General features: G+C 34.2%; 14 protein-coding genes. 7 read left to right on the top strand and 7 right to left on the bottom strand.

From position 1 onward, the window contains the following. Nucleotides 1–28: 28 nt before the first annotated feature. Nucleotides 29–1156, bottom strand: a complete 1128-nt coding sequence (locus CFPG_RS01845) for an aspartate aminotransferase family protein (protein ID WP_012573347.1) — start codon at nucleotides 1154–1156, stop codon at nucleotides 29–31. Between the two features lie 136 nt (nucleotides 1157–1292). Continuing rightward, nucleotides 1293–2192, bottom strand: coding sequence for a site-specific tyrosine recombinase XerD (gene xerD / locus CFPG_RS01840; protein ID WP_012573346.1), 900 nt, complete (start codon nucleotides 2190–2192; stop codon nucleotides 1293–1295). A 71-nt stretch (nucleotides 2193–2263) separates the two neighbouring features. Between xerD and aroQ the strand changes: the two genes are divergently transcribed. The 5 genes from aroQ to CFPG_RS01815 all read left to right on the top strand — a co-directional run bounded on the left by aroQ (nucleotide 2264) and on the right by CFPG_RS01815 (nucleotide 7748). Next, nucleotides 2264–2683, top strand: a complete 420-nt coding sequence (gene aroQ / locus CFPG_RS01835) for a type II 3-dehydroquinate dehydratase (protein ID WP_012573345.1) — start codon at nucleotides 2264–2266, stop codon at nucleotides 2681–2683. Then, nucleotides 2680–3309 carry an O-methyltransferase gene (locus tag CFPG_RS01830; RefSeq protein ID WP_012573344.1) on the top strand — a complete coding sequence of 210 codons (630 nt, stop codon included), beginning with the start codon at nucleotides 2680–2682 and terminating at the stop codon, nucleotides 3307–3309. The genes aroQ and CFPG_RS01830 overlap by 4 nt, the downstream gene beginning before the upstream one ends. A 97-nt stretch (nucleotides 3310–3406) precedes the next feature. Beyond that, a complete protein-coding gene (locus tag CFPG_RS01825; RefSeq protein WP_012573343.1) occupies nucleotides 3407–5542 on the top strand; it encodes a peptidylprolyl isomerase in 2136 nt (711 codons plus the stop codon). Nucleotides 5543–5600: 58 nt separating this feature from the next. Beyond that, complete coding sequence (rlmN, locus tag CFPG_RS01820; RefSeq protein WP_012573342.1) at nucleotides 5601–6569, top strand: 23S rRNA (adenine(2503)-C(2))-methyltransferase RlmN; 969 nt, start codon at nucleotides 5601–5603, stop codon at nucleotides 6567–6569. A gap of 159 nt (nucleotides 6570–6728) precedes the next feature. Further along, on the top strand, nucleotides 6729–7748 hold the full coding sequence (locus CFPG_RS01815) for an aspartate-semialdehyde dehydrogenase (protein ID WP_012573341.1): 1020 nt from the start codon (nucleotides 6729–6731) through the stop codon (nucleotides 7746–7748). Between the two features lie 920 nt (nucleotides 7749–8668). On the opposite strand, the gene uvrB is transcribed toward CFPG_RS01815, so the two are convergent. After that, complete coding sequence (gene uvrB / locus CFPG_RS01810; protein ID WP_012573340.1) at nucleotides 8669–10687, bottom strand: excinuclease ABC subunit UvrB; 2019 nt, start codon at nucleotides 10685–10687, stop codon at nucleotides 8669–8671. A 183-nt stretch (nucleotides 10688–10870) separates the two neighbouring features. Between uvrB and CFPG_RS01805 the strand changes: the two genes are divergently transcribed. After that, nucleotides 10871–13135, top strand: coding sequence for a cation:proton antiporter (locus tag CFPG_RS01805; RefSeq protein WP_012573339.1), 2265 nt, complete (start codon nucleotides 10871–10873; stop codon nucleotides 13133–13135). Nucleotides 13136–13260: 125 nt separating this feature from the next. On the opposite strand, the gene asnB is transcribed toward CFPG_RS01805, so the two are convergent. From asnB to gltB, 3 genes are all read right to left on the bottom strand, one after another. Then, nucleotides 13261–14973, bottom strand: coding sequence for an asparagine synthase B (asnB, locus tag CFPG_RS01800; RefSeq protein ID WP_012573338.1), 1713 nt, complete (start codon nucleotides 14971–14973; stop codon nucleotides 13261–13263). Nucleotides 14974–15028: 55 nt separating this feature from the next. After that, on the bottom strand, nucleotides 15029–16444 hold the full coding sequence (locus CFPG_RS01795; RefSeq protein WP_012573337.1) for a glutamate synthase subunit beta: 1416 nt from the start codon (nucleotides 16442–16444) through the stop codon (nucleotides 15029–15031). Nucleotides 16445–16519: 75 nt separating this feature from the next. Next, nucleotides 16520–21046: a glutamate synthase large subunit gene (gene gltB, locus CFPG_RS01790; protein WP_012573336.1), complete on the bottom strand. Its 4527-nt coding sequence runs from the start codon at nucleotides 21044–21046 to the stop codon at nucleotides 16520–16522. 251 nt (nucleotides 21047–21297) lie between these two features. Between gltB and meaB the strand changes: the two genes are divergently transcribed. Further along, nucleotides 21298–22389: a methylmalonyl Co-A mutase-associated GTPase MeaB gene (gene meaB, locus CFPG_RS01785; protein ID WP_012573335.1), complete on the top strand. Its 1092-nt coding sequence runs from the start codon at nucleotides 21298–21300 to the stop codon at nucleotides 22387–22389. 477 nt (nucleotides 22390–22866) lie between these two features. Here meaB and ilvD read toward each other — a convergent pair whose 3' ends face one another. Continuing rightward, nucleotides 22867–24696, bottom strand: a complete 1830-nt coding sequence (gene ilvD, locus CFPG_RS01780) for a dihydroxy-acid dehydratase (RefSeq protein WP_012573334.1) — start codon at nucleotides 24694–24696, stop codon at nucleotides 22867–22869. Between the last annotated feature and the right edge of the window lie 381 nt (nucleotides 24697–25077).

Raw genomic sequence — 25077 nt, 5'->3', positions numbered from 1 at the left:
TAACAATCCATTCTAATTATATTAAAATTTATCTTAACAAAACCCGACAAAAACGATCCAAAAATTCGTCTGCTAATTCTTTATTTAAACACAAAGGGGGTAATAAACGAAAGACATGCGCTCCAGTAGCACCGGTAAATACTTTCTGTTCAAATAATAATTTATCCCGCAAAGGCTCAATAGGCTCTTCAAATTCAATTCCAATCATCAATCCCAACCCTCGAACCTCTTTTACCTTAGGAAGTTTTTTTAGCTTGTCCATTAAATACCGGCCAACCCTGTCAGAATTCATTACTAGATTTTCTTTCTCCATTACATCCAAAACAGCAATGCCCGCCATACAAGCCAAATGATTGCCACCAAAAGTAGTACCTAACTGTCCCATAACAGCTGCAAATTTAGGAGAAACCAATACTCCAGAAACAGGAAACCCATTCCCCATACCCTTGGCAACAGTAATCAAATCAGGGCGAATACCTGCATATTGATGTGCAAAAAAACGCCCCGAGCGTCCAAACCCAGATTGTATTTCATCTAATATCAAAACCGTATCAGTTTGATCACAAACAATACGCAAATCCTGAAAAAATTTAATATTAGGAACTATTACCCCACCAACACCCTGAATACCCTCTATAATTACAGAAGAAACATCGCCTTGCCCCAATTCCTCCTTAAGACTATCCGTATCACCCAAGGATAAAAAAACTACTTCTGATACTCCATCAATAGACGACCAATACCGAGAAATATCTGTTACTCTAACAGTAGCAGAAGTCCGACCATGAAAGGATTTTCGAAAAGCAACAACTTTTTTTCTTCTATTATGAAAAGCAGCTAGCTTTAAAGCATTCTCATTAGCTTCAGCTCCAGAATTAACCATAAATAAAGAATAGTCTGGATACGCTGAAACATTTCCTAATTTTTCAGCATATTCATCCTGCAACGAAATAAGTACTGAATTAGAATAAAACCCTATCTTATCTATCTGTTGTTTAATTCTCCTTACATATTCAGGATGAGAATGTCCAATAGAAATAACAGCATGACCACCATAAAAATCTAAATATTCAACTCCGTCTCTATCATAAATTTTACATCCCTGAGCTTTAACTGGCTCAATATTCCAGCGAGGATAAACATTTAATAATTTCATATTACCAATTATAAAACAACATTTTCATTAAAGGTGAAATTACAAAAAATAATCCTTTATCCTCCGATAAAAAAGACGTAGGATGCTAAAATACTTACTTATTTCCAAACTATTTATGTAAAGGTAAATTCCAAAACTATAAAAATCGATTACGCGGATGATGCTCAATTATTTCACTTCGCAGAAAATGTATTTCAAGATGAGTATAAATCTCAGTAGTCGTAATATTTTCATGCCCCAGCATTGCTTGTATAGCACGTAGATTTGCTCCCCCTTCAAGGAGATGCGTGGCAAAAGAATGCCGAAAGGTATGAGGACTAACATTTTTCTTAATCCCTGCCTGAACAGTACAACCCTTTACTAAATAAAAAACCATTACCCTGGAAAGTCTTGTACCTCGTCGATTTAAGAAAATAATATTCTCAAATTCCTTTTCTATGGATGAACGTTGTCTATCAATTAGATATAATTGAATTTCTTTGATAGCAGAATTTGAAATGGGGACAATACGTTGTTTATTTCCTTTTCCATTTATTTTCAAAAAACCTTCATCTGGGAAAAAATCAGAAAAAGACAACTTAACTAATTCCGAAATACGTAACCCACAACTATATAGTGTTTCTATAATGGCTCTATTACGTTGTCCATTTGGCTTTGACAAGTCAATAGTCGCAATAATACTATTTATTTCATTTACGGTGAGAAATTCAGGGAGTTTTCTTCCAACCTTAGGAGATTCCAAATATTCAGTTGGATTATTGGTAATTTGATCTTCCAATTCAAGAAAATAATAAAACGATTTTATTCCAGAAATAATCCGAGCTTGTGAACGAGGATGTATTCCCATTTCACACAACGTTGTAAACATTTTCTGCAAATCACTCAACTCCACATTCAAAAGATCTTTACCAATACTATCAAGATATTTTAATAATTTCTCCAAATCAGACATATAAGCATTTACCGAATTGTGAGAAAGTGCTTTTTCTAATAATAAATACATACGGTAAGACTTAATTAAAGAAGAATTATCCATCTCTGATAAAATAAAGCTATATTTGTATGTTTTTTCTATATAAAAATATAAATATCTGTTTGAGAAACAATATGAAAATACAAATCATCAATGGTCCAAATCTTAATTTGCTTGGAAAACGTGAACCGGATGTATATGGTAGCCTACCTTTTGAGTCTCACTTAGAAAATTTAAAAAATAAATATCCTTATATAATTTTTGACTATTACCAATCAAATATAGAAGGAGAAATCATTAACAAAATACATGAAGCAGGTCCCTCTTGTAATGGAATCATACTGAATGCGGGAGGCTATACACATACTTCCATCGCTATTTACGATGCAATTAAAGCAATTAATACACCTGTTATAGAAGTACATATATCAAATGTCTACGCAAGGGAAGCATTTCGGCACCAATCATTGATAGCAAATGCTTGTAAGGGAGTAATCAGTGGCTTTGGAATTGAATCCTATCGTCTGGCAATTGAAGCAATAATGGGAATGTGAATTCATTAGAGGATTACATATTAAACCACATTGACAAAGAAAGTGAATTACTTGCCCGACTATATAGAGAGGCCCATGTCCGCTTATTGAATCCGCGTATGCTCTCCGGACATCTACAAGGACGTATCCTGAAAATGCTTGCGCGTATGTGTAGGCCCAAAAAAATTCTAGAGATAGGGACTCATACAGGATATGCCACTTTGTGTTTGGCAGAGGCTCTTCCAGAAAGTGGAGAAATACACACGATTGAAAAAAACGATGAAATGGAAGACTTCATCATGCAACAATTCAATCAATCATCCTTCAAAAAAAATATATATTTGTACATTGGTGATGCTTTAGAAATTATTCCACAAATAAATGGAATGTTTGATATGGTTTTTATTGATGCAGATAAGCGTTTATATAATGAATATTACGATTTAATATTCGACAAAGTTAATGCAAATGGCATTATCCTCGCAGATAACACTTTATGGAATAGAAAAATATTAGGGAAACCACATCCAAATGACAATCAAACTATTGGTATTCTAGCATTCAACGAAAAAGTTAAACAAGACAAAAGAGTAGAAAAAGTTATCCTACCTATACGAGACGGCCTAACAATCATCCACAGACTTTAAAAACCAGAAATTAATACTCTTTGCAAAAAAAATTATGATTGTCAGTTATAATTTTTATACATTCGTCAAGCTGAGAAGTACTTGCTAAGCATATTCAATGACGATATTAAAAAAAATCAGGAATAAATCGCTATTACTAGTGATGGTTGTTGGCGTTGCTTTATTCTCTTTTATTATAGGAGATTTTCTTCGCTCGGGATCCGCTTTTATCAATCAAAAGAAGGAAAACATTGTAGTAATAAACGGGGAGGCTATTAATTGTCAAGATTACCAAACAAGAGTAGAAGATTATATTAATAATGCTATTAGAAATAATAATAATCAACCATTAACAGATGACGAGCAGTACCAAATCAAACAAATGATATTGAATGAAATGATAGATGATATCCTTCTTTTCAAAGAAGCTAAAAAGTTGGGATTAGTAGTTAGTAAAGAAGAATATAAAGATTTAGTAATGGGAGATAATATTTCTCCACTTCTGCAACAAATACCAAGTTTCCGAAATCCAAAAACTAAAAAATTTGATAAAACAGCTTTATTACATTTTCTCCAAAATATAGAAAATGAAGATTATTCTACAGAACAATCTTCCCGGTTGATGTCCATAAAAAAAGCTTGGTTAGCAATAGAAAAACAAATCATCAAAGAACAATTGAAGAAAAAATTTAATACACTCTTTACCTATTCCATCCTTACTAATGTCTTAGAAGCAAGGGCATTTTACGAAGAAAAAAAAATAAACGTTGATTTTGATTACGTTGCACAATCCTATAATTCTATTCCCGATAGAGAGGTAAATGTGTCGGATATCGAGATCCAAAAACGATACAATGAATGTAAAAATCTTTATAGACAAAAAGAAGGGGCATTAGTGGATTTTATAGCATTGAATATAGTCCCTTCAAAAAAAGATTACCAAATGATAGAAAATAAACTCAAAGAGCTAAAAAAACAATTGGAATCTTCTAAAAATATTGCAGAGATTATTCAAAGTAATCCAGATATTCTCTATACGAATGCTTACATAACTTACAACAATTTAAATGAAAGTCAGAAATTCCTTATAGAGAAAAACCATGCAGTTGGTACAGTAGGAATACCTATATTAGTAAATCAAACTTTCAATTTGTATAAGTTTGAAGGAATGAAAACCGCACCAGACTCTATCAAATTGAACGCAGTGATGATACCTTCTTCCATGGAAGAAATTAAACTCAAACATTTAAGTGATAGTCTAATTCAAGTTGTTAAAAAGGGTACCCCTTTTTCAGATATGGCATCAACTCTTTCTAAAGGAAAAACAACTGGAGAATTGGGTTGGATGACTGAATCTCAATTAATATCTCGATTAGATATTCAATTCAAGGATAAAATATTGACAGCAAAAATCAATGAGCCGGTTGTTATAAAATCCAATATAGGTATATTTTTAGTACAAGTATTAGAAAAAACAAAACCTATAAAGAAGTATAAGATTGCTAATATTCAAATACAAGTTGTTCCAAGTCAAGAAACGAAAACACGCTTATACAACAGATTTATTCAGTTTATTTCCTCCAATCATTCAATAGCAGATTTAAGAGAAAATGCAAAATCTTCAGGTTTTAGTATTCAAACAGATGTAGAAATATCTAAAGACCAAATTAATATTAACCATATTCAAAATACACGACAAATTGTGCAATGGATATTTAATAACAAGAAAGGAGCCATCTCCGATATTTTCGAATGCCAAAATAGCGAATACTTCGCAGTAGTTGCCATTAAAGAACACCTGCGAGAAGGCTTTCGACCATTGAAATCCATTTCTAGTGTTCTAAAAAGAAACTTGATTAATGAAAAAAAAGCACTGAAGTTAATTTCTGATCTCAAAGTAAAAAAATTAAATACCTTAAAACAATATGCAGAGGCAATGAACACCACTCCACAATCAGTTCAATCTGTAAATTTCGCTACCTCTTACATATCCGGTATCGGAAAAGAACCCATACTAAATGTCAAAGTACCAGAGGCGCCTATAAATCAGATTTCAGGACCATATGCAGGTAAAAATAAGATATACGTTCTTTATATTACTAACAAGAACATTAGCAAAGAACCTTATGATACTAAGTGTTTTCTAAAACAGGCACAAATACAAAACATGCGTTGGATATGTCAAATCATCCAATCTCCTGAATTTTTAAGAGAAAATATAAAAATAGACAATTATTTCAATCGTTTCTTCTAAAAAACCTTTACTAGGAAATACACAAGACGAACTCAAACATTTGATTGTCAAATGTAATATGCCTACGTTTACAGCCAAACAAATTGCTAATTGGTTGTACAAGAGGAGAGTATCTTCTATTGAAGAAATGACAAATATCTCATTACTACATCGCAAACAATTAAATGAACATTACTATATAGGGAAAAAAGAATACTTGTATAAGCAAAAATCTATGGATGGAGCGATCAAATATCTATTCTCTATCAACAATAGACATTTTATAGAATCGGTTTATATCCCTGAAAAAGCAAGAGCAACACTTTGCGTCTCTTCTCAAATAGGTTGCAAAATGCATTGTCTATTCTGCACGACTGGGAGACAAGGGTTTGAAGGACAACTAACTACTGGTGATATAATTAACCAAATTATTTCTATTCCTGAAAGTGCTTCTTTGACCAATTTGGTTTTTATGGGAATGGGCGAACCATTAGACAATATAGAAGTTTTATTAAAATCTTTAGAAATATTGACAGCTAATTATGGTTTTGCTTGGAGTCCTAAACGAATTACGATTTCCACAGTAGGCATTATTCCAGAATTAAAACGGCTTTTAGAAGAAACCAAAGTACGTTTAGCTATTAGCGTACATTCTCCTTTTCATGCCGAGCGTATGTCGTGGATACCAATAGAAAAAAAATATCCAATAAAGAAAATTATTGGTTTAATCCAACAATACAATTTTCGCTTCCAGCGAAGAGTCTCTTTTGAATATATTACATTCGGGAGATTAAATGATGATATAAAACACGCTTCGGCTCTATTCAGGCTACTGAAAGGTATTCCCTGCCGAGTAAATTTGATTAAATATCATCCTCAACAGGATACTGTTTTGCCTGCTTCCGATTTAAAAAATATGATTGCTTTTCGCAATTACTTAAATTCTAAAAAGATTATCTGTACTATTCGTTCTTCCAGAGGAGAAGATATTTCAGCTGCTTGTGGGATGCTTTCTACAAAAAAGAACAAAAGAAATTTTTTATTCTAATGAATTACGCTCTATAAGCTATATTTCAATATAGGAAGAGGATATACAAACAAAACATATCCCTCAAATTAAAGACATAATCTCTGAAAATAATTAGTACAGAAAACTACTCATTTTTGTTTATTATTACTAAGTTTGCAAAACTTTAAATGACAACTAATGAAAATAGCCATTGTCGGAGTAAGCGGAGCAGTGGGACAAGAGTTTCTACGTGTATTAGAAGAAAGAAATTTTCCAGTAGATGAACTGATACTTTTTGGTTCATCCCGAAGCAAAGGAAATGTTTATAAATTTCGTAGCACTTTTCAAAGTGTACATGAATTGAAACACAATGACTTTTTCAAAGATGTGAATATTGCTTTTATCTCTGCTGGGGCAGAAACCTCCATAAAGTTCGCTGAAACAATTACCAAATATGGCACAATAATGATAGATAATTCAAGTGCATTCCGAATGGATAACAATGTTCCTTTAGTTGTTCCAGAAGTTAATGCAAAAGATGCAAAAAACTGCTTAAAAGGAATCATTGCCAATCCTAATTGCTCTACCATTCAAATGGTAGTAGCTTTAAAACCATTAGAAGACATCTCCCATATCAAACGAATACATGTAGCTACGTACCAATCAGCATCTGGTGCTGGTGCTGCTGCCATGCAAGAACTACTTGAACAACATAAACAACTTGCTAATGGAAAAAAGGCAAAGGTTAATAGATTTTTTTATCAATTAGCATACAATTTAATTCCTCATATAGATATTTTTACGGACAATGGTTATACAAAAGAAGAAATGAAAATGCACGATGAAACCAGAAAAATTATGCATTCCGATGTAAATGTAAGTGCAATGTGCGTACGTGTCCCTATTTTGAGAGCTCACTCCGAAGCTATTTGGATAGAAACTGAACGTCCAATATTAGTAGAAGAAGCCCTAAATGCTTTAAAAAAGGCAGAAGGAATTGTTGTTCAAGATGAACCAGAAAACAAAAAATACCCAATGCCCTTATTTGCATCGGATACGGACTCTATTTATATAGGACGTATTCGAAAAGATATTTCTAACCCTAATGGCTTGTCTTTTTGGTGTGTAGGAGACCAAATTAAGAAAGGCGCCGCACTAAATGCAGTACAAATTGCGGAATATTTAATAAAAGAAAATCCTAGTCTCATGCTCAATTAAACCGCCAAAAGCTTATAGGAGGGTATGTTAAAAACTATTTTTACTATCTATTTTAGATATTGTTTTCTTTTGTGTTGAAAGCTACAGAAAAGGAGAGGGAGATTGTCTCAATCGTGGGTACAAGTAGTTCGGAAAGAAAACGGAATCTTCAAGTCATGATAAATTTTAGATAAAGACCAGACTTGATAATTTTTTTCTACAAAAACGGAAATGTTGGTTATTGGGGAAATAAAAATTCAGGAAATAAAAAAGCAAAGAGTTATTAGATTTTTTAAAGTTATCCAATAGATTTAAACATAAACCTTTCTTCTCTTGGTAGAGGAGAAAGACAAAAGTTACTTTTGCTTGTGCTATTAGTTAATAGGCTTTTTATAATTATTGCATTCGATAAATATCAATAAAAAACTTCATCAGTTTTTTGTTTTTCTATTTTCTATTTTCTATTTGAGAAACGAATTAAATCGAGCTTTTGTAATCGTAACTCATAACAAAGATTTGGATAAACTAACCAACAATGCTGCCTAATAACAGACAGAGAAATATTATAGATAAATTTGTGTCTTGGAAAGACTTTTTATTTTTCCAAGCGAAAACCCCAATGAATTTTATTACTCATCACGTTAATTATTGACATTTTCATAGAGAAATTTATTTTCTCTCCTTGTGAAATCACAGAAGAAATATTCTTTTAGTAAAAAAAAGAAACTCGATTTTTGGAGAAACTCCGCATCTACTATTCCTCAAACAAAGAACACTAAAACAAAGCTCTAGGATTTACTACAAATCAAAAAGGAAGAAAAAGTCATACTACAACAATTTTTCATTTCAAAAAACACACATCAAATTCAGAACTAACCAAGAAAGATTGGATTAGTATTACTCACTGTTTTATATTTTGATTTTATCAAATTATAAATAATCTATTTCTTATTAGGGAAACGGCTTTTCATTAAATTTTCCAATTTTATCAATTCATCTCGATAATGAGCAGCCTCTAAAAATTCGAATTGTTTAGAAGCAAACAACATCATTTTACGAATTTGGTTAATAGCCTTTTCGAGCTGAATATGACTCATTGTTGAGGCCTCTTTAAAAACTGTTTCTATATTAAATGCGAATTTAATATTTAGTTTAGTATTTGTATGTAACACTAAAGAAGATGTTGATACTGATTTTTGTACCTGTTTTGGAATGATTCTATTTCTTTTATTATAAAGTAATTGCTTTTCTCTTCGTTTATTAGTATCGTCTATAGTATTCCGCATACTCTTGGTCATTTTATCTGCATAAAAGATTACCTTACCATTAATATTGCGTGCAGCACGCCCAGCTATTTGTGTCAAAGAACGATAAGAACGCAAAAAACCTTCCTTATCAGCATCCAAAACAGCGACCAAAGATACTTCAGGCAAATCCAATCCCTCCCGCAAAAGATTTACACCAATTAAGACATCAAAAACACCACGTCGAAACTCATCTATAATTCCAACCCGTTCGAGAGCTTTTATATCCGAATGAATATAAGCTGCCTGAATATTTAAATTCACAAAATATGAATTCAATTCCTCTGCCATACGTTTTGTTAGAGTAGTTACTAAAGTACGTTCATTCTTCTCCAATCGTTGTCTAATTTCTTCCATTAAATCATCTATTTGATGAAGTGTTGAACGTACTTCAATTATCGGATCCAACAACCCTGTAGGACGAACAACTTGCTCAATTATTATACCTTCACACATTCGTAATTCGTATTCAGCAGGTGTAGCACTAATAAATATTTTTTGTGGAGTAATAGATTCAAATTCGTCAAACGTAAGGGGCCTATTATCCAAAGCTGCTGGGAGCCGAAATCCGTACTCTACCAAATTCATCTTTCTAGATTGATCACCCTCATACATTGCTCGTATTTGTGGAATAGTTACGTGACTCTCGTCTATAATCATTAAAAAATTCCCAGGGAAATAATCTATCAGGCAAAAAGGACGATCCCCTTGTTGTCTCCCATCAAAATAACGAGAATAATTTTCTATCCCAGAACAATAACCCAATTGTCTAATCATTTCTATGTCAAATCTTACACGTTCATGCAAACGACGAGCTTCTTGAATTTTCCCCAATCCATTAAGAAAACAAATATGCTGATTCAAATCAGCCTCAATTTGCCGTACAGCTACCACTACACGATCTTGGGTAGTAGTAAAAAGACCAGCAGGATAAATATCATATTGCTCAAATATTTCCAATACCTGTCCATTAACAGGATTAAAAGTACAAATCTTCTCTATTTCATCTCCATAAAAAATCACACGCAAAGCCATATCACTATAAGCAGGAAACACATCCACTGTATCTCCCATTACCCGAAAGCGACCATTTGTAAAATCAATCTGATTACGAGAATACATACCAGTAACTAGTTTACGCAAAAAAATCGTTTGTAGCATAGTCATTCCTCGCTTAATTGAAACAATATTTTCCCTATAATCTTCCGGATTTCCCATGCCATACAAACAAGAAATAGATGAAACAATGACTACATCTTGCCGTCCTGATAATAATGCAGAAACAGAAGCAATTCGCATACGTTCTATTTCTGCATTAATTCCAAAATCCTTTTCTATATAAGTGTTTGAGATAGGAAGATAAGCTTCTGGTTGATAAAAATCATAATATGAAACAAAATATTCAACAGCATTATGCGGGAAAAATTCTTTAAAGTCTTTGAAAAGTTGTGCTGCAAGTGTCTTATTATGACTCAATATTAATGCGGGATGGCCAATTTGTGCAATTACATTTGCCATCGTAAAAGTCTTACCCGACCCCGTTACTCCTAACAAAGTCTGATAAGACACTCCTTGTTTAACTCTACTTACTAAAGAATGAATAGCTTGGGGCTGGTCGCCAGCAGGGCGAAAATTAGAAACAAGCTCAAAATTCATTAACTCTTCAATTTTTACAAAATTAAAAATTATTTGAACCTTTTTTATATGTTTTAATAGGAGATATACAAAAATGGCAGATACAAAAAAATCTTAATCTTTATATTGTAGAGAAATACTCACTCTCTAAGAATTAACTTAATCATTTTTATTATACATTTGTTTTATATCAAAGTCGAATATATGCCAGAGTTGCATCCTCTTATTACAGATTTAGCATTTATTCTCGCAATTACAAGTATCTTTTCTTTGCTCTTCAAATGGCTGAACCAACCTGTTGTGCTAGCTTATATAACTGTGGGTATCATTTTATCACTGTTTATTCACAATAAGCAGGAAATGTATACCCATATTAAAGTATGGGCAGATATTGGTATTATTTTCCTTTTATTTGGATTAGGACTAGAATTCAGTTTCAAAAAATTGAAAAAAGTTGGACTAAGTGCTAGTGTTGCATCTGTTACCATTGTAATATCAATGATGGGATTAGGCTATCTGGCTGGATCGTGTTTCGGTTGGTCCCATATAACAAGCCTATTCCTTGGTGCTATGCTTTGTATGTCATCTACAATGATAATCATTAAAATATTTGATGATTATCACCTTAACAAAAAGAAGTTTACAGAAATCGTCTGGGGTATTTTAGTAATAGAGGATTTGATAGCTATTGTATTAATGGTTTTGTTTTCTACCATTGCAATTAGTCGAAAATTTGAAGGGCAAGAATTAATACTTGGCTTAACTAAGCTAAGTACATTTTTGTTATTTTGGTTCGTATTAGGTATTTATTTTATTCCATTGACATTACAAAAAACTAAACGTTTTCTCAATGATGAAGTATTATTAATACTTGCTGTAGCTCTTTGTTTGGGAATGGTCTTTCTTGCCACTAAAGCTGGATATTCATCGGCCTTAGGAGCATTTGTCATGGGTTCTATTCTCGCTGAAACGATCGAAGGAGAACGTATAGAACGTATATTATTGCCAATCAAAAATTTTTTTGGAGTGTTATTTTTCGTCTCAGTAGGTATGCTTGTTAACATAAATACATTTACGGGAATACATAACATTACATCGATAGGAATTGTTAGTTTAATTGTTATTATGGGACAAATATTGTTCGCAACAATAGGGACTCTCCTATCCGGTCAAAATTTAAAGACAGCAGTATTTACAGGTTTTTCTTTAGCTCAAATCGGTGAATTTTCCTATATCATAGGATCTTTAGGACTTAGTTTGGGTGTTATTGAACAGTCTCTTTATCAAGTAGTCGTAGCTACTTCTATTGTGACAATTTTTGTTACACCTTTCACAATGAAATTAGCACCTATTACTTACAATTTTCTAAAAGAAAAGTTACCCCCTAAATGGGTACATCATTTCAATAAAAATTTATTTGACAGTAGTCTAATCAAAGACGAAAATTTATGGCGAAAACTATTAAACAATATGGCAATGACGACAGGGATATATTTCTTTCTTGCTTTTACCATTGTTTTTTTTTTATTGAAATATGGAAATTTAATTATTCAAAATTACTTACCTGGATTTAAAGGAAACCTTCTTTGTAGTAGTCTTGCTATCCTTCTTATTTCTCCTTTTTTGTGGATGATTATTTTTCGAGATAGAAATTCTCCAGAATTTATACAACTTTGGAATGAAAACGAAGAAAATAAAATAAGATTAACTTTCACTACTGCACTCCAAATCATCATTTGTATGGGTTTAATCATGTGTATTTTGATACGACTTCTAAAGTTACATTCTATAAATGCTTTTATAATAACATTAGCTATACTAACAACATTTTTAACCTCAAAAAAACTCCAGAAACATTCCAATACACTTGAGCGTCGCTTTATAGATAATTTAAATGCCAAAGAGAAATATAAAGAATCAAAAACAATAGCTATCAGTAAAGATTTCACAAACAATCTAATGGAACAAGACCTACACTTATCTGATTTCAAAGTAGAATACAACTATTCCGTTGTTGGAAAAACCCTAAAAGAACTAAATTTTCGACAACATTTTGGTGTTAATGTAGTAATTATTCTTCGTGGAAATCAAAAAATCAATATCCCTCGCGGACAAGAACGTCTTTATCCCAAAGACCATTTGATTGTTTTTGGCACAGATAAACAAATGGAAGTATTCCAAACAAAATTAGAAGAAGAAAGTACCCAAATGTACCCTCAATATGATAACGAAGAAAAACTAAACACTGATATTGTTTTACAACAATTTGAAGTTCGTTCCGATTCACAATTAATTGGACAAACCATTCTTTCTTCACAAATACAAGAAAAATACCATTGCCTTTTAGTTGGAATTGAACGAAACAATACCTCCACTCTTAAACTTGACCTAACTATTCCTTTTGAAAAAGGAGACATACTTTGGATAGCTGGAGAACATAATGGCATAAAGAAGTTAAAAAACTTATGATATACGAAACGTAGCTTCTAGCCCTCACAATATCAATTTTAATTTCTTTCTGACTCAAAAGAAAAATAATCACTTATGCCTAATTTTAATGAAAAGACCTCGAAACAAATCTGCGTCAACGATATTCAACAATAAGCCTCATTATGCACAGTTTTTATTACCCTGCCCGAAGGGTCAATTATATTTTTAAAAGAACTGTCCCACTCAATTGCAATTGGTGTACTACAAGCTACTGAAGGAACAGATGGTACAGTTTTCGCGGCTGATTCGGAAGGGAAAAATTCTTCAAAAACCGTACGATAATAATACTCTTCTTTCGTCATAGGAGGATTAATAGGAAAACGTGTCTCTGCGTGTACAAACTGCTTATCCGTTACTTGTGAAGAAGCAACCTCTTTCAATTTATCTATCCAATTATATCCAACTCCATCTGAAAACTGTTCTTTTTGTCGCCATGCAACACTCTCTGGTAATAAATTTTCAAAAGCCTTACGAAGAATCCATTTTTCTACTCTGTCTTTCAATCCACTCAATTTATTTTCAGGGTTCAATCGCATAGCTACATCTATAAATTCTTTGTCAAGAAAAGGGACACGCCCTTCCACACCCCAAGCTGCTAACGATTTGTTGGCACGTAAACAATCATATAAATGCAATTTATCCACCTTACGAACAGTTTCTTCATGTAAAGCCCTTGCGCTTGGTGCTTTATGAAAATAAAGATATCCTCCAAATATCTCATCAGCCCCTTCTCCCGAAAGTACCATTTTTATACCCATCGAACGAATAACTCGTGCTAACAAATACATAGGAGTGGAAGCACGAACAGTTGTAACGTCATATGTTTCTATGTGATAAATAACATCACGCACAGCATCTAATCCTTCTTGAATAGTGAAATGAACTTCGTGATGAATTGTTCCGATATAATCAGCCACTTTTTGAGCTGCAGCCAAATCAGGAGAGCCCTCCAAGCCTATAGCAAAGGAATGTAATTGAGGCCACCACGCTTCCTCATTATTATTACCACTTTCAACCCTTTTCGAAGCATACTTCTTCGCTATTGCTGAAACAATAGAAGAATCCAAACCACCCGAAAGCAAAACGCCATAAGGAACATCTGTCATCAATTGACGTTTTACAGAATCTTCCAAAGCTTTACGAAGATTATCAATAAGCAAACAACTATCCCCCCCCCTATCATCCAGCAAAGACTCACATTTTACACTCTCATAATCCATCCAATCTCGTTTGTACCACTTCGCAAACTTAGAACGTTTATTCCCATGTTCTGAATAAAAATAATGTCCTGGAGGAAATATTTCTATCTTAGCACAATAGCCTTCTAACGCTTTCAATTCAGAAGCTACATAAAATGTGCCATGTAGATCCCACCCCATATACAAAGGGACAATCCCAATATGATCGCGAGCAATTAGATAAGAATTATTTTCTTCATCATACAAAGCAAAAGCAAAAATACCATTCAAATCTTCCAAAAAATCTACACCTTTCTCTTTATACGAACTAAGTATTACCTCGCAATCAGATTTTGTTTTAAATTCATAATTTGTCTGGTGTTTCCTGATATCATAATGATTATATATTTCTCCATTCACAGCTAAAATAACTTTATCATCTGGAGAATATAAAGGCTGTCTTCCCGATTGGGGATCTACAACTGCCAATCTCTCATGTGCTAAAATAGCTTTCTCCCCACAATAGATTCCCGACCAATCTGGGCCTCTATGTCGAACTTTTTTAGCCATTGCTAATACCTGCGGACGCAACTTATCCACAGGCTGTTTCAAATCAAAAACTCCAACTATCCCACACATAAAAACTAAAAATTTACCAATTAATTCTTTATCTCTTAATTCAAGATGACGAATTCTATCTTAGAAAGATATTTATTGCCTCAGCGGCTTTCCTTCCAGAATCAATGGCACGTACTACCAAACTCGCACCACTCGTTACATCACCTGCAACAAACACTTTCCGAACAGAAGATTCACTAGGCTTAATAGCCTCCACATTCCCTTTAATGTCATACCTAACTCCTAAATCATCCAACAATCCTTCATGGACAGGTTGAGTAAAACCCATAGACAACAACACCAATTCAGCAGATATAATCTCTACTTTACCTGTTTCTTTCATAGTTAAACACCCTTTAGAATTTTTTATCCACTCTACTTCAACAACTTTCACTCCTGTGACTTTGTCTTCTTCGCCAAGAAATTGTTTAGATACCAACGACCACCGACGTTCACAGCCTTCCTCATGAGAACTAGATATTTTCAAAATATTCGGATAAGTAGGCCAAGGTGTTTCCGCATTAACACCTTCAGGGGGCATTGGTAAAATTTCTATTTGCGTAACCTTTGCTGCCTTTTGACGAACAGATGTCCCCACACAATCTGAACCTGTATCTCCACCCCCAATAACTAATACATTTTTCCCCTTAGCTGAAATATGTTCAGCAGAAGAAATTATTTGTCCACTTACAACACGATTTTGTTGTTTCAAAAAATCTAAAGCAAAATGAATACCTTTCAAATTTCTTCCCTTAATAGGCAAATCACGAGGCACTCCCGATCCCACAGCCAAACATATAGCGTCATATTCAGATAATAATTTATTCACCAAAATATCCTTTCCTACCTCTACCCGTGTTTTAAATTCAATCCCCTCCATTTTTAAAATATTCAAACGCCGTTCAACAATTTCTTTATTCAATTTGAAATCAGGAATACCCAAACGCAATAATCCCCCCACATACTCATCTTTTTCATAAACAACAACCATATGCCCTTTCTGATTTAACATATCAGCCACAGCCAATCCTGCTGGACCAGAACCAATAATAGCTACCCTCTTACCACTACGATATAATGGAACTCTTGGAACTACATATCCTTCCGAAAAAGCATATTCAACTATAGCAACTTCATTCTCTCGAATAGTTAATGGCTGATTTTCCAAATTCAACACACAACTCTTTTCACACAACGCAGGACAAATACGTCCTGTAAATTCCGGAAAACTATCCGTAGAAATAAGTACATTGTACGCTTCTTGCCACCTACCTTTATATAACAAATCCTGCCATTCTGGAACCGAATTCCCAATTGGACATGCCCAATGACAGAACGGCACACCACACTCCATACAACGAGAAGCTTGCAATACCCTATCTTCACTATTAAGTGTTTGCTCAACCTCCCCAAAATCATTAATCCGTTCTAGTATTGGTCGATAACCAGCCTCTTTCCTATTTATTGTCAAAAATGCCCTTGAGTTACCCATAATTTTCGAAAATGGAAAATGGAAAAGATACAAAACCTTCTCAATTCTCCTTTACAATTAGTAATCTTTTATAATTTAGTAGTCTGATTCTACCAGCTCTATTCTTTTTCTTATTGCCTCCATTTTTTCTTCTTGTAATACTTTCTTATACTCAATTGGAGTTATTTTAATAAAATGTTTCAAATATCCTTCCCAATTATTAAGAATGCGCTTAGCAAAAGGACTTTGGGTATGGAAAAAATGTTTTTTAACTAATCCATACAATTCTAGACTATCTGATTTATCTTCTACTAACGTTAATTCCACCATCTCCATATTGCAAAAATAATCAAATTTGCCGTTTATATCCAATACATAAGCTAAACCACCACTCATACCAGCAGCAAAATTTTTCCCTGTTTTGCCTAATACAACTGTCCTACCACCTGTCATATACTCGCAACAATGATCCCCTACACCCTCCACTACAGCAATAGCTCCAGAATTTCTTACACAAAAACGCTCACCTACTTGCCCGTTGATGTATACTTCACCAGACGTAGCTCCATATAACAAAGTATTCCCTCCAATAATATTTTCCTCTGGAAGGAAAGAAACAGTTTTAGGTGGAACTAAAGAAATTTTACCACCAGACAATCCCTTGCCCAAATAATCATTCGCTTCACCTTCCAAATAGAATGATATTCCAGCTACAAGAAACGCCCCAAAACTTTGTCCCGCTGAACCCTTAAAATTAACTATAATAGTATTGTCCTGTAAGCCAGCATTCCCATATCTTTGGGCTATTTCACCCGAAAGCATAGCACCAACGGCACGATCAGTATTTCCAATAACCATATTCATTTCAACTGGAAGCGATTTTTCAATTGCTTGTTTGGCCTCGCTAATAATTTCTCTATCTAATACACATTTAATCTTATGATCTTGTTGTTTAGTACAACTAATATCATTACCATTTTTAATAAACTCTATTAGTTTAGAAAAATTTAATTTCTTTATTTTTGAATTTGTATTTAAGTATTGAAGTTCGATCAAGTCTGAACGCCCAATAATTTCATTTAAACTACGATAACCCATCTGAGCCAAATGTTCTCTAACCTCCTCTGCCAAAAAAGTAAAAAAATGAATTAAATATTCATATCTACCTTTAAACCGTTTTCGCAACACTTCGTTTTGTGTAGCAATCCCAACCGGACAAGTGTTCAAATGACATTTACGCATCATTACGCATCCTAAAACAATCAAAGCACTAGTAGCAAAACCGTACTCTTCAGCACCCAAAAGAGATGCAATGATGATGTCTTTACCTGTTTTCAACTGACCATCTACCTGCAAACGAACAAAACCACGAAGATTATTAATAACCAATGTTTGTTGTGTTTCCGACAAACCCAATTCCCACGAAACACCAGCATGCTTAATAGAACTCATCGGACTCGCACCAGTTCCTCCATCCGAACCAGCAATAACAATTGAATCAGCCTTAGCCTTTACTACACCAGCAGCAATAGTCCCCACTCCAATTTCTGCTACTAGTTTTACAGAAATACGAGCATGAGTATTAACATTTTTCAGATCAAAAATCAATTGCGCCAAATCTTCAATAGAATAAATGTCGTGATGAGGGGGTGGTGAAATCAATGTAATACCTGGTATAGAATGACGAGTTTTAGCTATGATTTTATCTATTTTAAAACCAGGGAGTTGTCCTCCCTCCCCCGGTTTCGCCCCCTGTGCAATCTTAATTTGCAATTCATCAGCATTAATCAAATATTCAGTTGTAACACCAAAACGCCCCGATGCTATCTGCTTAATCGCTGAACGACGATTCAATCCATCTTTCCCAACCTTGAAACGAATAGGATCTTCTCCACCCTCACCAGTATTGCTCTTTCCATTCAACATATTCAAGGCAATAGCCATGGATTCATGGGCTTCCTTACTAATAGAACCGAATGACATTGCCCCCGTAACAAATCGCCTCGTAATAGTTTCCACTGGTTCAACTTCAGAAATATTTATTGGATTTCGTTTATAAGTCATAAAATCACGGATAAATATCCGAGGAGACTTATTGTCTGCAATATTTGTATATTCCTTAAATTTTTTGTAGTCCCCTGTACGAGTAGCCATTTGCAGTTTAGAAATAGTTTCTGGATTCCACGCATGACATTCTCCTCCTTTCCGAAATGAATAAAAACCATTATTATCCAATTGATAAACAACAGACAATTTCGAATTTGTCATCTTTTGCTTTTTTTCTTCAAAAGCACTCAAATGAAACAACACAGCATCTTGAGCAATATCAGACAAATCTATTCCTTCTATTCGCGATTTCATACCCTCAAAATAAGAATCCAATACTTTTTGACTAATCCCAACAGCTTCAAAAATCTGCGACCCCCGGTACGAACGCAAAGTAGAAATACCCATCTTGGAGAGCACTTTCAACAACCCTTTATTGATAGATTTAACATAATTTTTCTCTGCCGTATGATAATCCAATTGGATTTCATGAGTCCTTACCTTTTCATACAAAATAGCAAATGCCATATAAGGATTAACAGCAGTAGCTCCAAACCCACACAGCAAGGCAAAATGATTCACTTCTCGAGCTTCTGCAGTTTCCACTACAATAGCAATTTGCATTCGTTTACGTTTGTTAATTAAATGATGGTGAACTGCAGAAACCGCTAACAAAGAAGGAATAGCTGATCTGTCTCTACTAATTTCTTTATCACTCAAAACGATATAATGATAACCGTCGTCTACTGCTTTTTCAGCTTGTTGACAAAGACTACTCAACGCATCAGATAATGACTGCACAACTTCTTTTTTGCCTCCTTTTACTTTGAATAACATTGGAAGTAACAAGGATCTAAACCCCTTATAACCCAAATGCATCAAAATATCTAAATCTCGATTATCGATCACCGGACTTTGTAATTTCACCATTTTACTCAGTTCTGGAGTTGGCAATAAAATATTTACATCCTGGCAACCTACATATAAAGACAAGGACATTACCAACTCCTCCCGAATAGGGTCAATAGGAGGATTAGTTACTTGAGCAAACAATTGACGAAAATAGTTAAATAAGCGTTGCGGCTTATCAGACAACACTGCCAATGGGACATCATTGCCCATCGAACCAATGGGTTCTTTTCCTTCAATTGCCATCGGAATAATAATTTTATCTATATCCTCTTTTGTATAACCAAAGGCTTTTAGATACACTAATAAATTATCAACTCCATATTCAACTGTCCTCCCCGAATATATTTTATCTAGTATAATGCGATTTCTATCCATCCAGTCCCTATATGGATGTGCATTTGCCAATTCTGCTTTTAATTCAGAATCATAATAAATCTTACCATCAAGCGTATCTATCATCAACATTTTACCCGGCTGCAAACGGCCTTTTTCTTTAATCTCAATCGGCTCGAAGGGCAATACCCCCGCCTCAGAAGCTACAACCATAATCCCATTTTTAGTAATCAAATAACGAGCTGGACGAAGTCCATTTCTATCCAATATCCCTCCCGCATAGCGTCCGTCAGTGAACAATAGTGTTGCAGGGCCATCCCATGGCTCCATAATGATACTATGATATTCATAGAATGCCTTCAATTCATCGGAAATTGGATTTTTATTATTCCAACTTTCAGGGATTAACATAGACCAAGCATGTGGAAAAGATTTTCCAGACATTACTAAGAACTCAAGTACATTATCCAATGAAGCACTATCCGACATTTCAGATTGAATCACCGGAAAAATATCTTCTACATTTCCCAATTCGGGAACCCGCATTACACTTTCCCGAGCCTCCATCCAATAACGATTACCACGAATAGTATTAATTTCACCATTATGACCTAATAAACGAAAAGGCTGTGCTAAATTCCAACTAGGAAAAGTATTCGTACTAAAACGCGAATGTACTAATGCCAACCCACTCGTAAAATATGGATTAGTTAAATCCGAAAAGTAGTCTCTCAACTGAGTAGAAGAAAGCATCCCCTTATATGTAATACGTTGAGTGGAAAGACTTACAACATAAAAACTTCCCTTATCGTCCAAGGAAGATTTACAAATCTTATTTTCTACTTTTCGACGAGCAACATATAATTTCCTTTCCAATATTTCTGGACAATCTTCACCAACAATAAAAATTTGTTTGATAGTTGGTTCATTAGAACAGGAAATTTCTCCCAAAATATCACCATTAACAGGAACATCACGTATAGCAAGTAACCTTAGACCTTCCTGCTCTACAACATTTTGCAATACATCCATACAAAGAGAAGCCTGACTCTTACTCCTAGGGAGGAATACTAATCCCGTACCATATTTCCCTTTCTCAGGGACTGGAACTCCCTGAAGTAAAATAAATTCATGTGGAATTTGCAAAGTTATTCCTGCCCCATCACCAGTATTACAGTCAGCACCTTCTGCACCCCGATGAAGCATATGTTCTAATATCTGTAACCCCTTCTCAACAATATCATGAGATTTGTTACCATGAATATCAACCAATAATCCAACACCACACGCATCATGTTCATAATCTGGATGATATAAACCAATTTCTTTCATCTAACAAAAACTAAAAAAGTTAAGATTATAAATCAAAAACCAAGAATTGACAGATATTTATTTCCAACCATATCTCAAGCAACTTTTAGTCTCTATGAGAGACAAATATAATTGTTTTATTTGTCTCCTACAAATTTCTATTCCCTATATGCCATTCTATTATGGCATTCTATGATCTGAAACAAAACAATTCGTTTAATCACACAAAATTATTTGTTACTTTTGTTTCAATGAAAATTTATTTCTAATTCATGCAATATCACCTAGAAAACGACAAGCAATACAAAGGTTTGACTGTCAAGAAAGGAATCATTTCACCCCCAATAACTAACCCTTACTTCCAAATCAAGAAAAAACGCTTACAGTATACCTCTAGTGAATATACTGAACAAATACTAAAGGGAAATATTACTATCCTAAGCCAAGCTGTAACTTTGATAGAAAGCGGGAAAAGCGAACATCAAAAAATTGCTCAAGAAATAGTTGAAAAATGCTTGCCTTACTCAGGCTCTTCCATCCGAATTGGAATTACTGGTGTGCCGGGAGCAGGAAAATCAACATCCATCGATGCTTTCGGTATACACCTAGTTCATGATAGAAATAAGAAATTGGCTGTTTTGGCAATAGATCCCAGTAGTGAGCGATCCAAAGGTAGCATCCTAGGGGATAAAACAAGGATGGAAGAAATTTCTCGCGAAACAAATGTTTTCATTCGCCCTTCGCCATCGGCTGGTTCTTTAGGCGGTGTGGCAAGAAAAACAAGAGAAACAATTATTCTATGCGAAGCTGCTGGCTTCGATACGATTTTCGTAGAAACAGTTGGAGTAGGACAATCTGAAACAGCTGTTCATTCTATGGTAGATTTCTTCCTTTTAATACAAGTGGCAGGTACAGGCGATGAATTGCAAGGTATTAAACGGGGAATTATGGAAATGGCGGACGGAGTAGTTGTTAATAAAGCCGATGGCAATAATATTGAAAAAGCCAATTTAGCAGCCGCTCAATATCGTAATGCTTTACACTTGTTCCCTTTACCTCTTTCCGGATGGATTCCAAAAGTGATGACTTATTCAGGTCATTATAAAACTGGCATCACTGAAATCTGGGATACAATCTATCGATATATAACTTTTACTAAGGCAAGCGGCTATTTTAATTTTAAGAGAAATGAACAAGCAAAATATTGGATGTATGAAAGCATCAACGAACAATTGAAAAGTCATTTTTACCAATCTGCCAATGTTGGAAAAGAATTAGCAATTAAAGAGCAACAAGTATTGAATTCTAAAATTAGCTCTTTTATGGCTGCGAAACAGATATTGGATCTGTATTTTAACAAATAGATCTCTTGATAAAACACACAACTTTACTACCCAACCTTTCTTCACAAAAGAAGTTTTATTCACTAATAAATATTTCTCTGGAAATCTTATTCCAAATTTTAGATAAAAAACGAAATAGAAGTCAATTATCCTTTTATCCGAATATTTTCTTATTCCCCTACCCCTAATTTCATATGAACGATTTCATCCGTGTATTGATAGTAACACTTCATGGAAATTCACTGCAATAGAAGCGTTATTTCTATTGCTTTAAAACTCTCCTTATGAAATAAAGTTTTAAATCCAAAAGGAATACAAAGAATTACACAAATAAAATCTATATCAATCGTTTTTTTCGCATAGAGACAATAATCTTGTGATAATTCCCCTACAAGACTGATACTCACCTTTTACTTATGTGTAATAAAAGGTGAATTCCTTATTATTTAATATCTCAAGTCTTCATTGAAGACATAATAATAACAACAAGAAACTCTTTTAGATGATCCGTACAGCCCCTTTATCTGCCGAACTAACCATTGAGGCGTATGCTCTCAATGTTTTTGGAACTATTCTCTTCCGATTTGGTGGAGTAAAGGCTGCATCTCCACGTTGTAATTCCTCCTTTCTCCTTTTTGCTAATTCTTCTTCTGACAATAATACATTGATTGTTCTTTCAGGAATATTAATAGCGATTATATCGTTATTTCTAACTAACCCAATATTCCCACTTGCAGCAGCTTCTGGCGATATATGTCCAATAGATAAGCCAGATGTCCCCCCTGAAAAACGACCATCGGTAATTAAAGCACATCCTTTACCTAAATGACGTGATTTAATATAAGAAGTAGGATATAGCATTTCTTGCATTCCAGGACCACCTTTAGGACCTTCGTAAATAATCACTACTACATCTCCACTAACAATTTTTCCCTCTAAAATTCCTCTACAAGCAGATTCTTGAGAATCAAATACCTTAGCAGGTCCTGAAAATAGAAAAATATTTTCATCTATACCAGCAGTTTTTACTACACATCCATCCATTGCTATATTACCTTTTAATATAGCTAACCCTCCATCTTCACTATAAGCGTACTTTGTACTGCGGATACATCCATTCATTCGATCAGTATCCAATGTATCGTAATCATTTTGCTGAGATGCCATGACAAGATTAAACCTATTCCCAGGAGCAGATTTATACTTATTCAATGCCTCTTTTGTGACATCTGTACTACAGATGTCAAATTGACGAATAGCTTCTGCTACAGTCAAACCATCTACTCGTTTAGCGGAAACATCTATCAATTTACTTTTATGTAATTCTGATAGAATACCTATAATACCCCCTGCACGATTTACATCTTGAATGTAATATTTACTGGCATTGGGTGAAATTTTGCAAAGACAAGGCGTCTTACGAGAAAGAGTATCTATATCTTGCATTGTAAAGTCTACTCCTGCTTCATGAGCAATAGCTAAAAGATGTAAAATTGTATTAGTAGATCCACCCATAGCGATATCTAACGTCATAGCATTTAAGAAAGATTCACGAGTCGCAATACTCAGAGGGAGAACGTTCTCATTTCCTTTTTCATAGTATTTATAAGTATTTTTGACTATTAAGCTGGCTGCATCTGCAAAAAGTTGTTTTCGGCGAGTATGGGTAGCCACAATGGTTCCATTGCCAGGTAATGCTAAGCCAATTGCTTCGTTCAAGCAATTCATGGAATTGGCAGTAAACATCCCAGAACACGAACCACATGTAGGACAAGCATTCAATTCCACTTGACGAACTTGTTCATCGCTTACAAAGGCGTCAGCACTTTGCACCATAACCTCAATTAAATCTAACCTATTTCCATTCAAATTTCCAGCTTCCATCGGACCGCCAGATACAAAAACAGTAGGGATATTTAGTCGCATAGAAGCCATTAGCATCCCTGGTGTAATCTTATCGCAGTTGCTAATACAGACCATAGCATCAGCTTTGTGTGCTTGTATCATATACTCCACACTGTCAGCTATCAAATCACGTGAAGGCAAAGAATATAACATTCCATTATGTCCCATTGCAATACCGTCATCGATAGCAATGGTATTAAATTCAGCCGCAAAACATCCTTGTTTCTCTATCTCTGATTTGACAAATTGGCCTACTTCGTGCAAATGTGCGTGCCCAGGTACAAATTGTGTAAAGGAATTAACAATAGCAATGATGGGCTTATTAAACTGTTCTACCTTCATTCCGTTAGCTTTCCACAAAGCACGTGTTCCTGCCATTTTGCGTCCATAAGTACTCTCATGGCTACGTAACTGTATTTTCATATGTATATATGTATGTAATTTTTTCTTTAAAGAATACAAAAGTATTTTTTTATTTATCTCTGTTGTATGAGGTACCGTTAGTGTTTCCTATTTAGTTTTGCTAGACTGTTCCCAATACAGTTACAAAAGCAATAAAATGTGCCTTTTCAAAATGATATTTCTCCTTTTTTTTAAAACTAAAAATATAGCACGAATAATGATGCTGATTGGTTTATTTATGCCAGCCTTTTAGAAACAAAAAAAAACAAAACAAAAAGAACAATAAATTAGTTCGAGACATAAAAAGACTTTGTCTACACACATATCTGTATTCTGATACAACTATCAGAACATATGAAAAACTAAATGGGCTTCAACAAATGAAAAAACACATCTAAGATA

It is taken from the genome of Candidatus Azobacteroides pseudotrichonymphae genomovar. CFP2 (assembly GCF_000010645.1).
In the GTDB taxonomy this organism is placed as follows: Bacteria; Bacteroidota; Bacteroidia; order Bacteroidales; family Azobacteroidaceae; genus Azobacteroides; species Azobacteroides pseudotrichonymphae.
Note: the sequence above shows the minus strand (reverse complement) of the source record. Positions and strands in the feature narration are given on the sequence as shown.

Excerpts from the sequence above, each read along its gene's own strand:
- CFPG_RS01845 (WP_012573347.1), bottom strand. The coding sequence starts at position 1,156 with ATGAAATTATTAAATGTTTATCCTCGCTGGAATATTGAGCCAGTTAAA.
- xerD (WP_012573346.1), bottom strand. The coding sequence starts at position 2,192 with ATGGATAATTCTTCTTTAATTAAGTCTTACCGTATGTATTTATTATTA.
- aroQ (WP_012573345.1), top strand. The coding sequence starts at position 2,264 with ATGAAAATACAAATCATCAATGGTCCAAATCTTAATTTGCTTGGAAAA.
- CFPG_RS01825 (WP_012573343.1), top strand. The coding sequence starts at position 3,407 with ATGACGATATTAAAAAAAATCAGGAATAAATCGCTATTACTAGTGATG.
- rlmN (WP_012573342.1), top strand. The coding sequence starts at position 5,601 with ATGCCTACGTTTACAGCCAAACAAATTGCTAATTGGTTGTACAAGAGG.
- CFPG_RS01815 (WP_012573341.1), top strand. The coding sequence starts at position 6,729 with ATGAAAATAGCCATTGTCGGAGTAAGCGGAGCAGTGGGACAAGAGTTT.
- uvrB (WP_012573340.1), bottom strand. The coding sequence starts at position 10,687 with ATGAATTTTGAGCTTGTTTCTAATTTTCGCCCTGCTGGCGACCAGCCC.
- CFPG_RS01805 (WP_012573339.1), top strand. The coding sequence starts at position 10,871 with ATGCCAGAGTTGCATCCTCTTATTACAGATTTAGCATTTATTCTCGCA.
- asnB (WP_012573338.1), bottom strand. The coding sequence starts at position 14,973 with ATGTGTGGGATAGTTGGAGTTTTTGATTTGAAACAGCCTGTGGATAAG.
- CFPG_RS01795 (WP_012573337.1), bottom strand. The coding sequence starts at position 16,444 with ATGGGTAACTCAAGGGCATTTTTGACAATAAATAGGAAAGAGGCTGGT.
- gltB (WP_012573336.1), bottom strand. The coding sequence starts at position 21,046 with ATGAAAGAAATTGGTTTATATCATCCAGATTATGAACATGATGCGTGT.
- meaB (WP_012573335.1), top strand. The coding sequence starts at position 21,298 with ATGCAATATCACCTAGAAAACGACAAGCAATACAAAGGTTTGACTGTC.
- ilvD (WP_012573334.1), bottom strand. The coding sequence starts at position 24,696 with ATGAAAATACAGTTACGTAGCCATGAGAGTACTTATGGACGCAAAATG.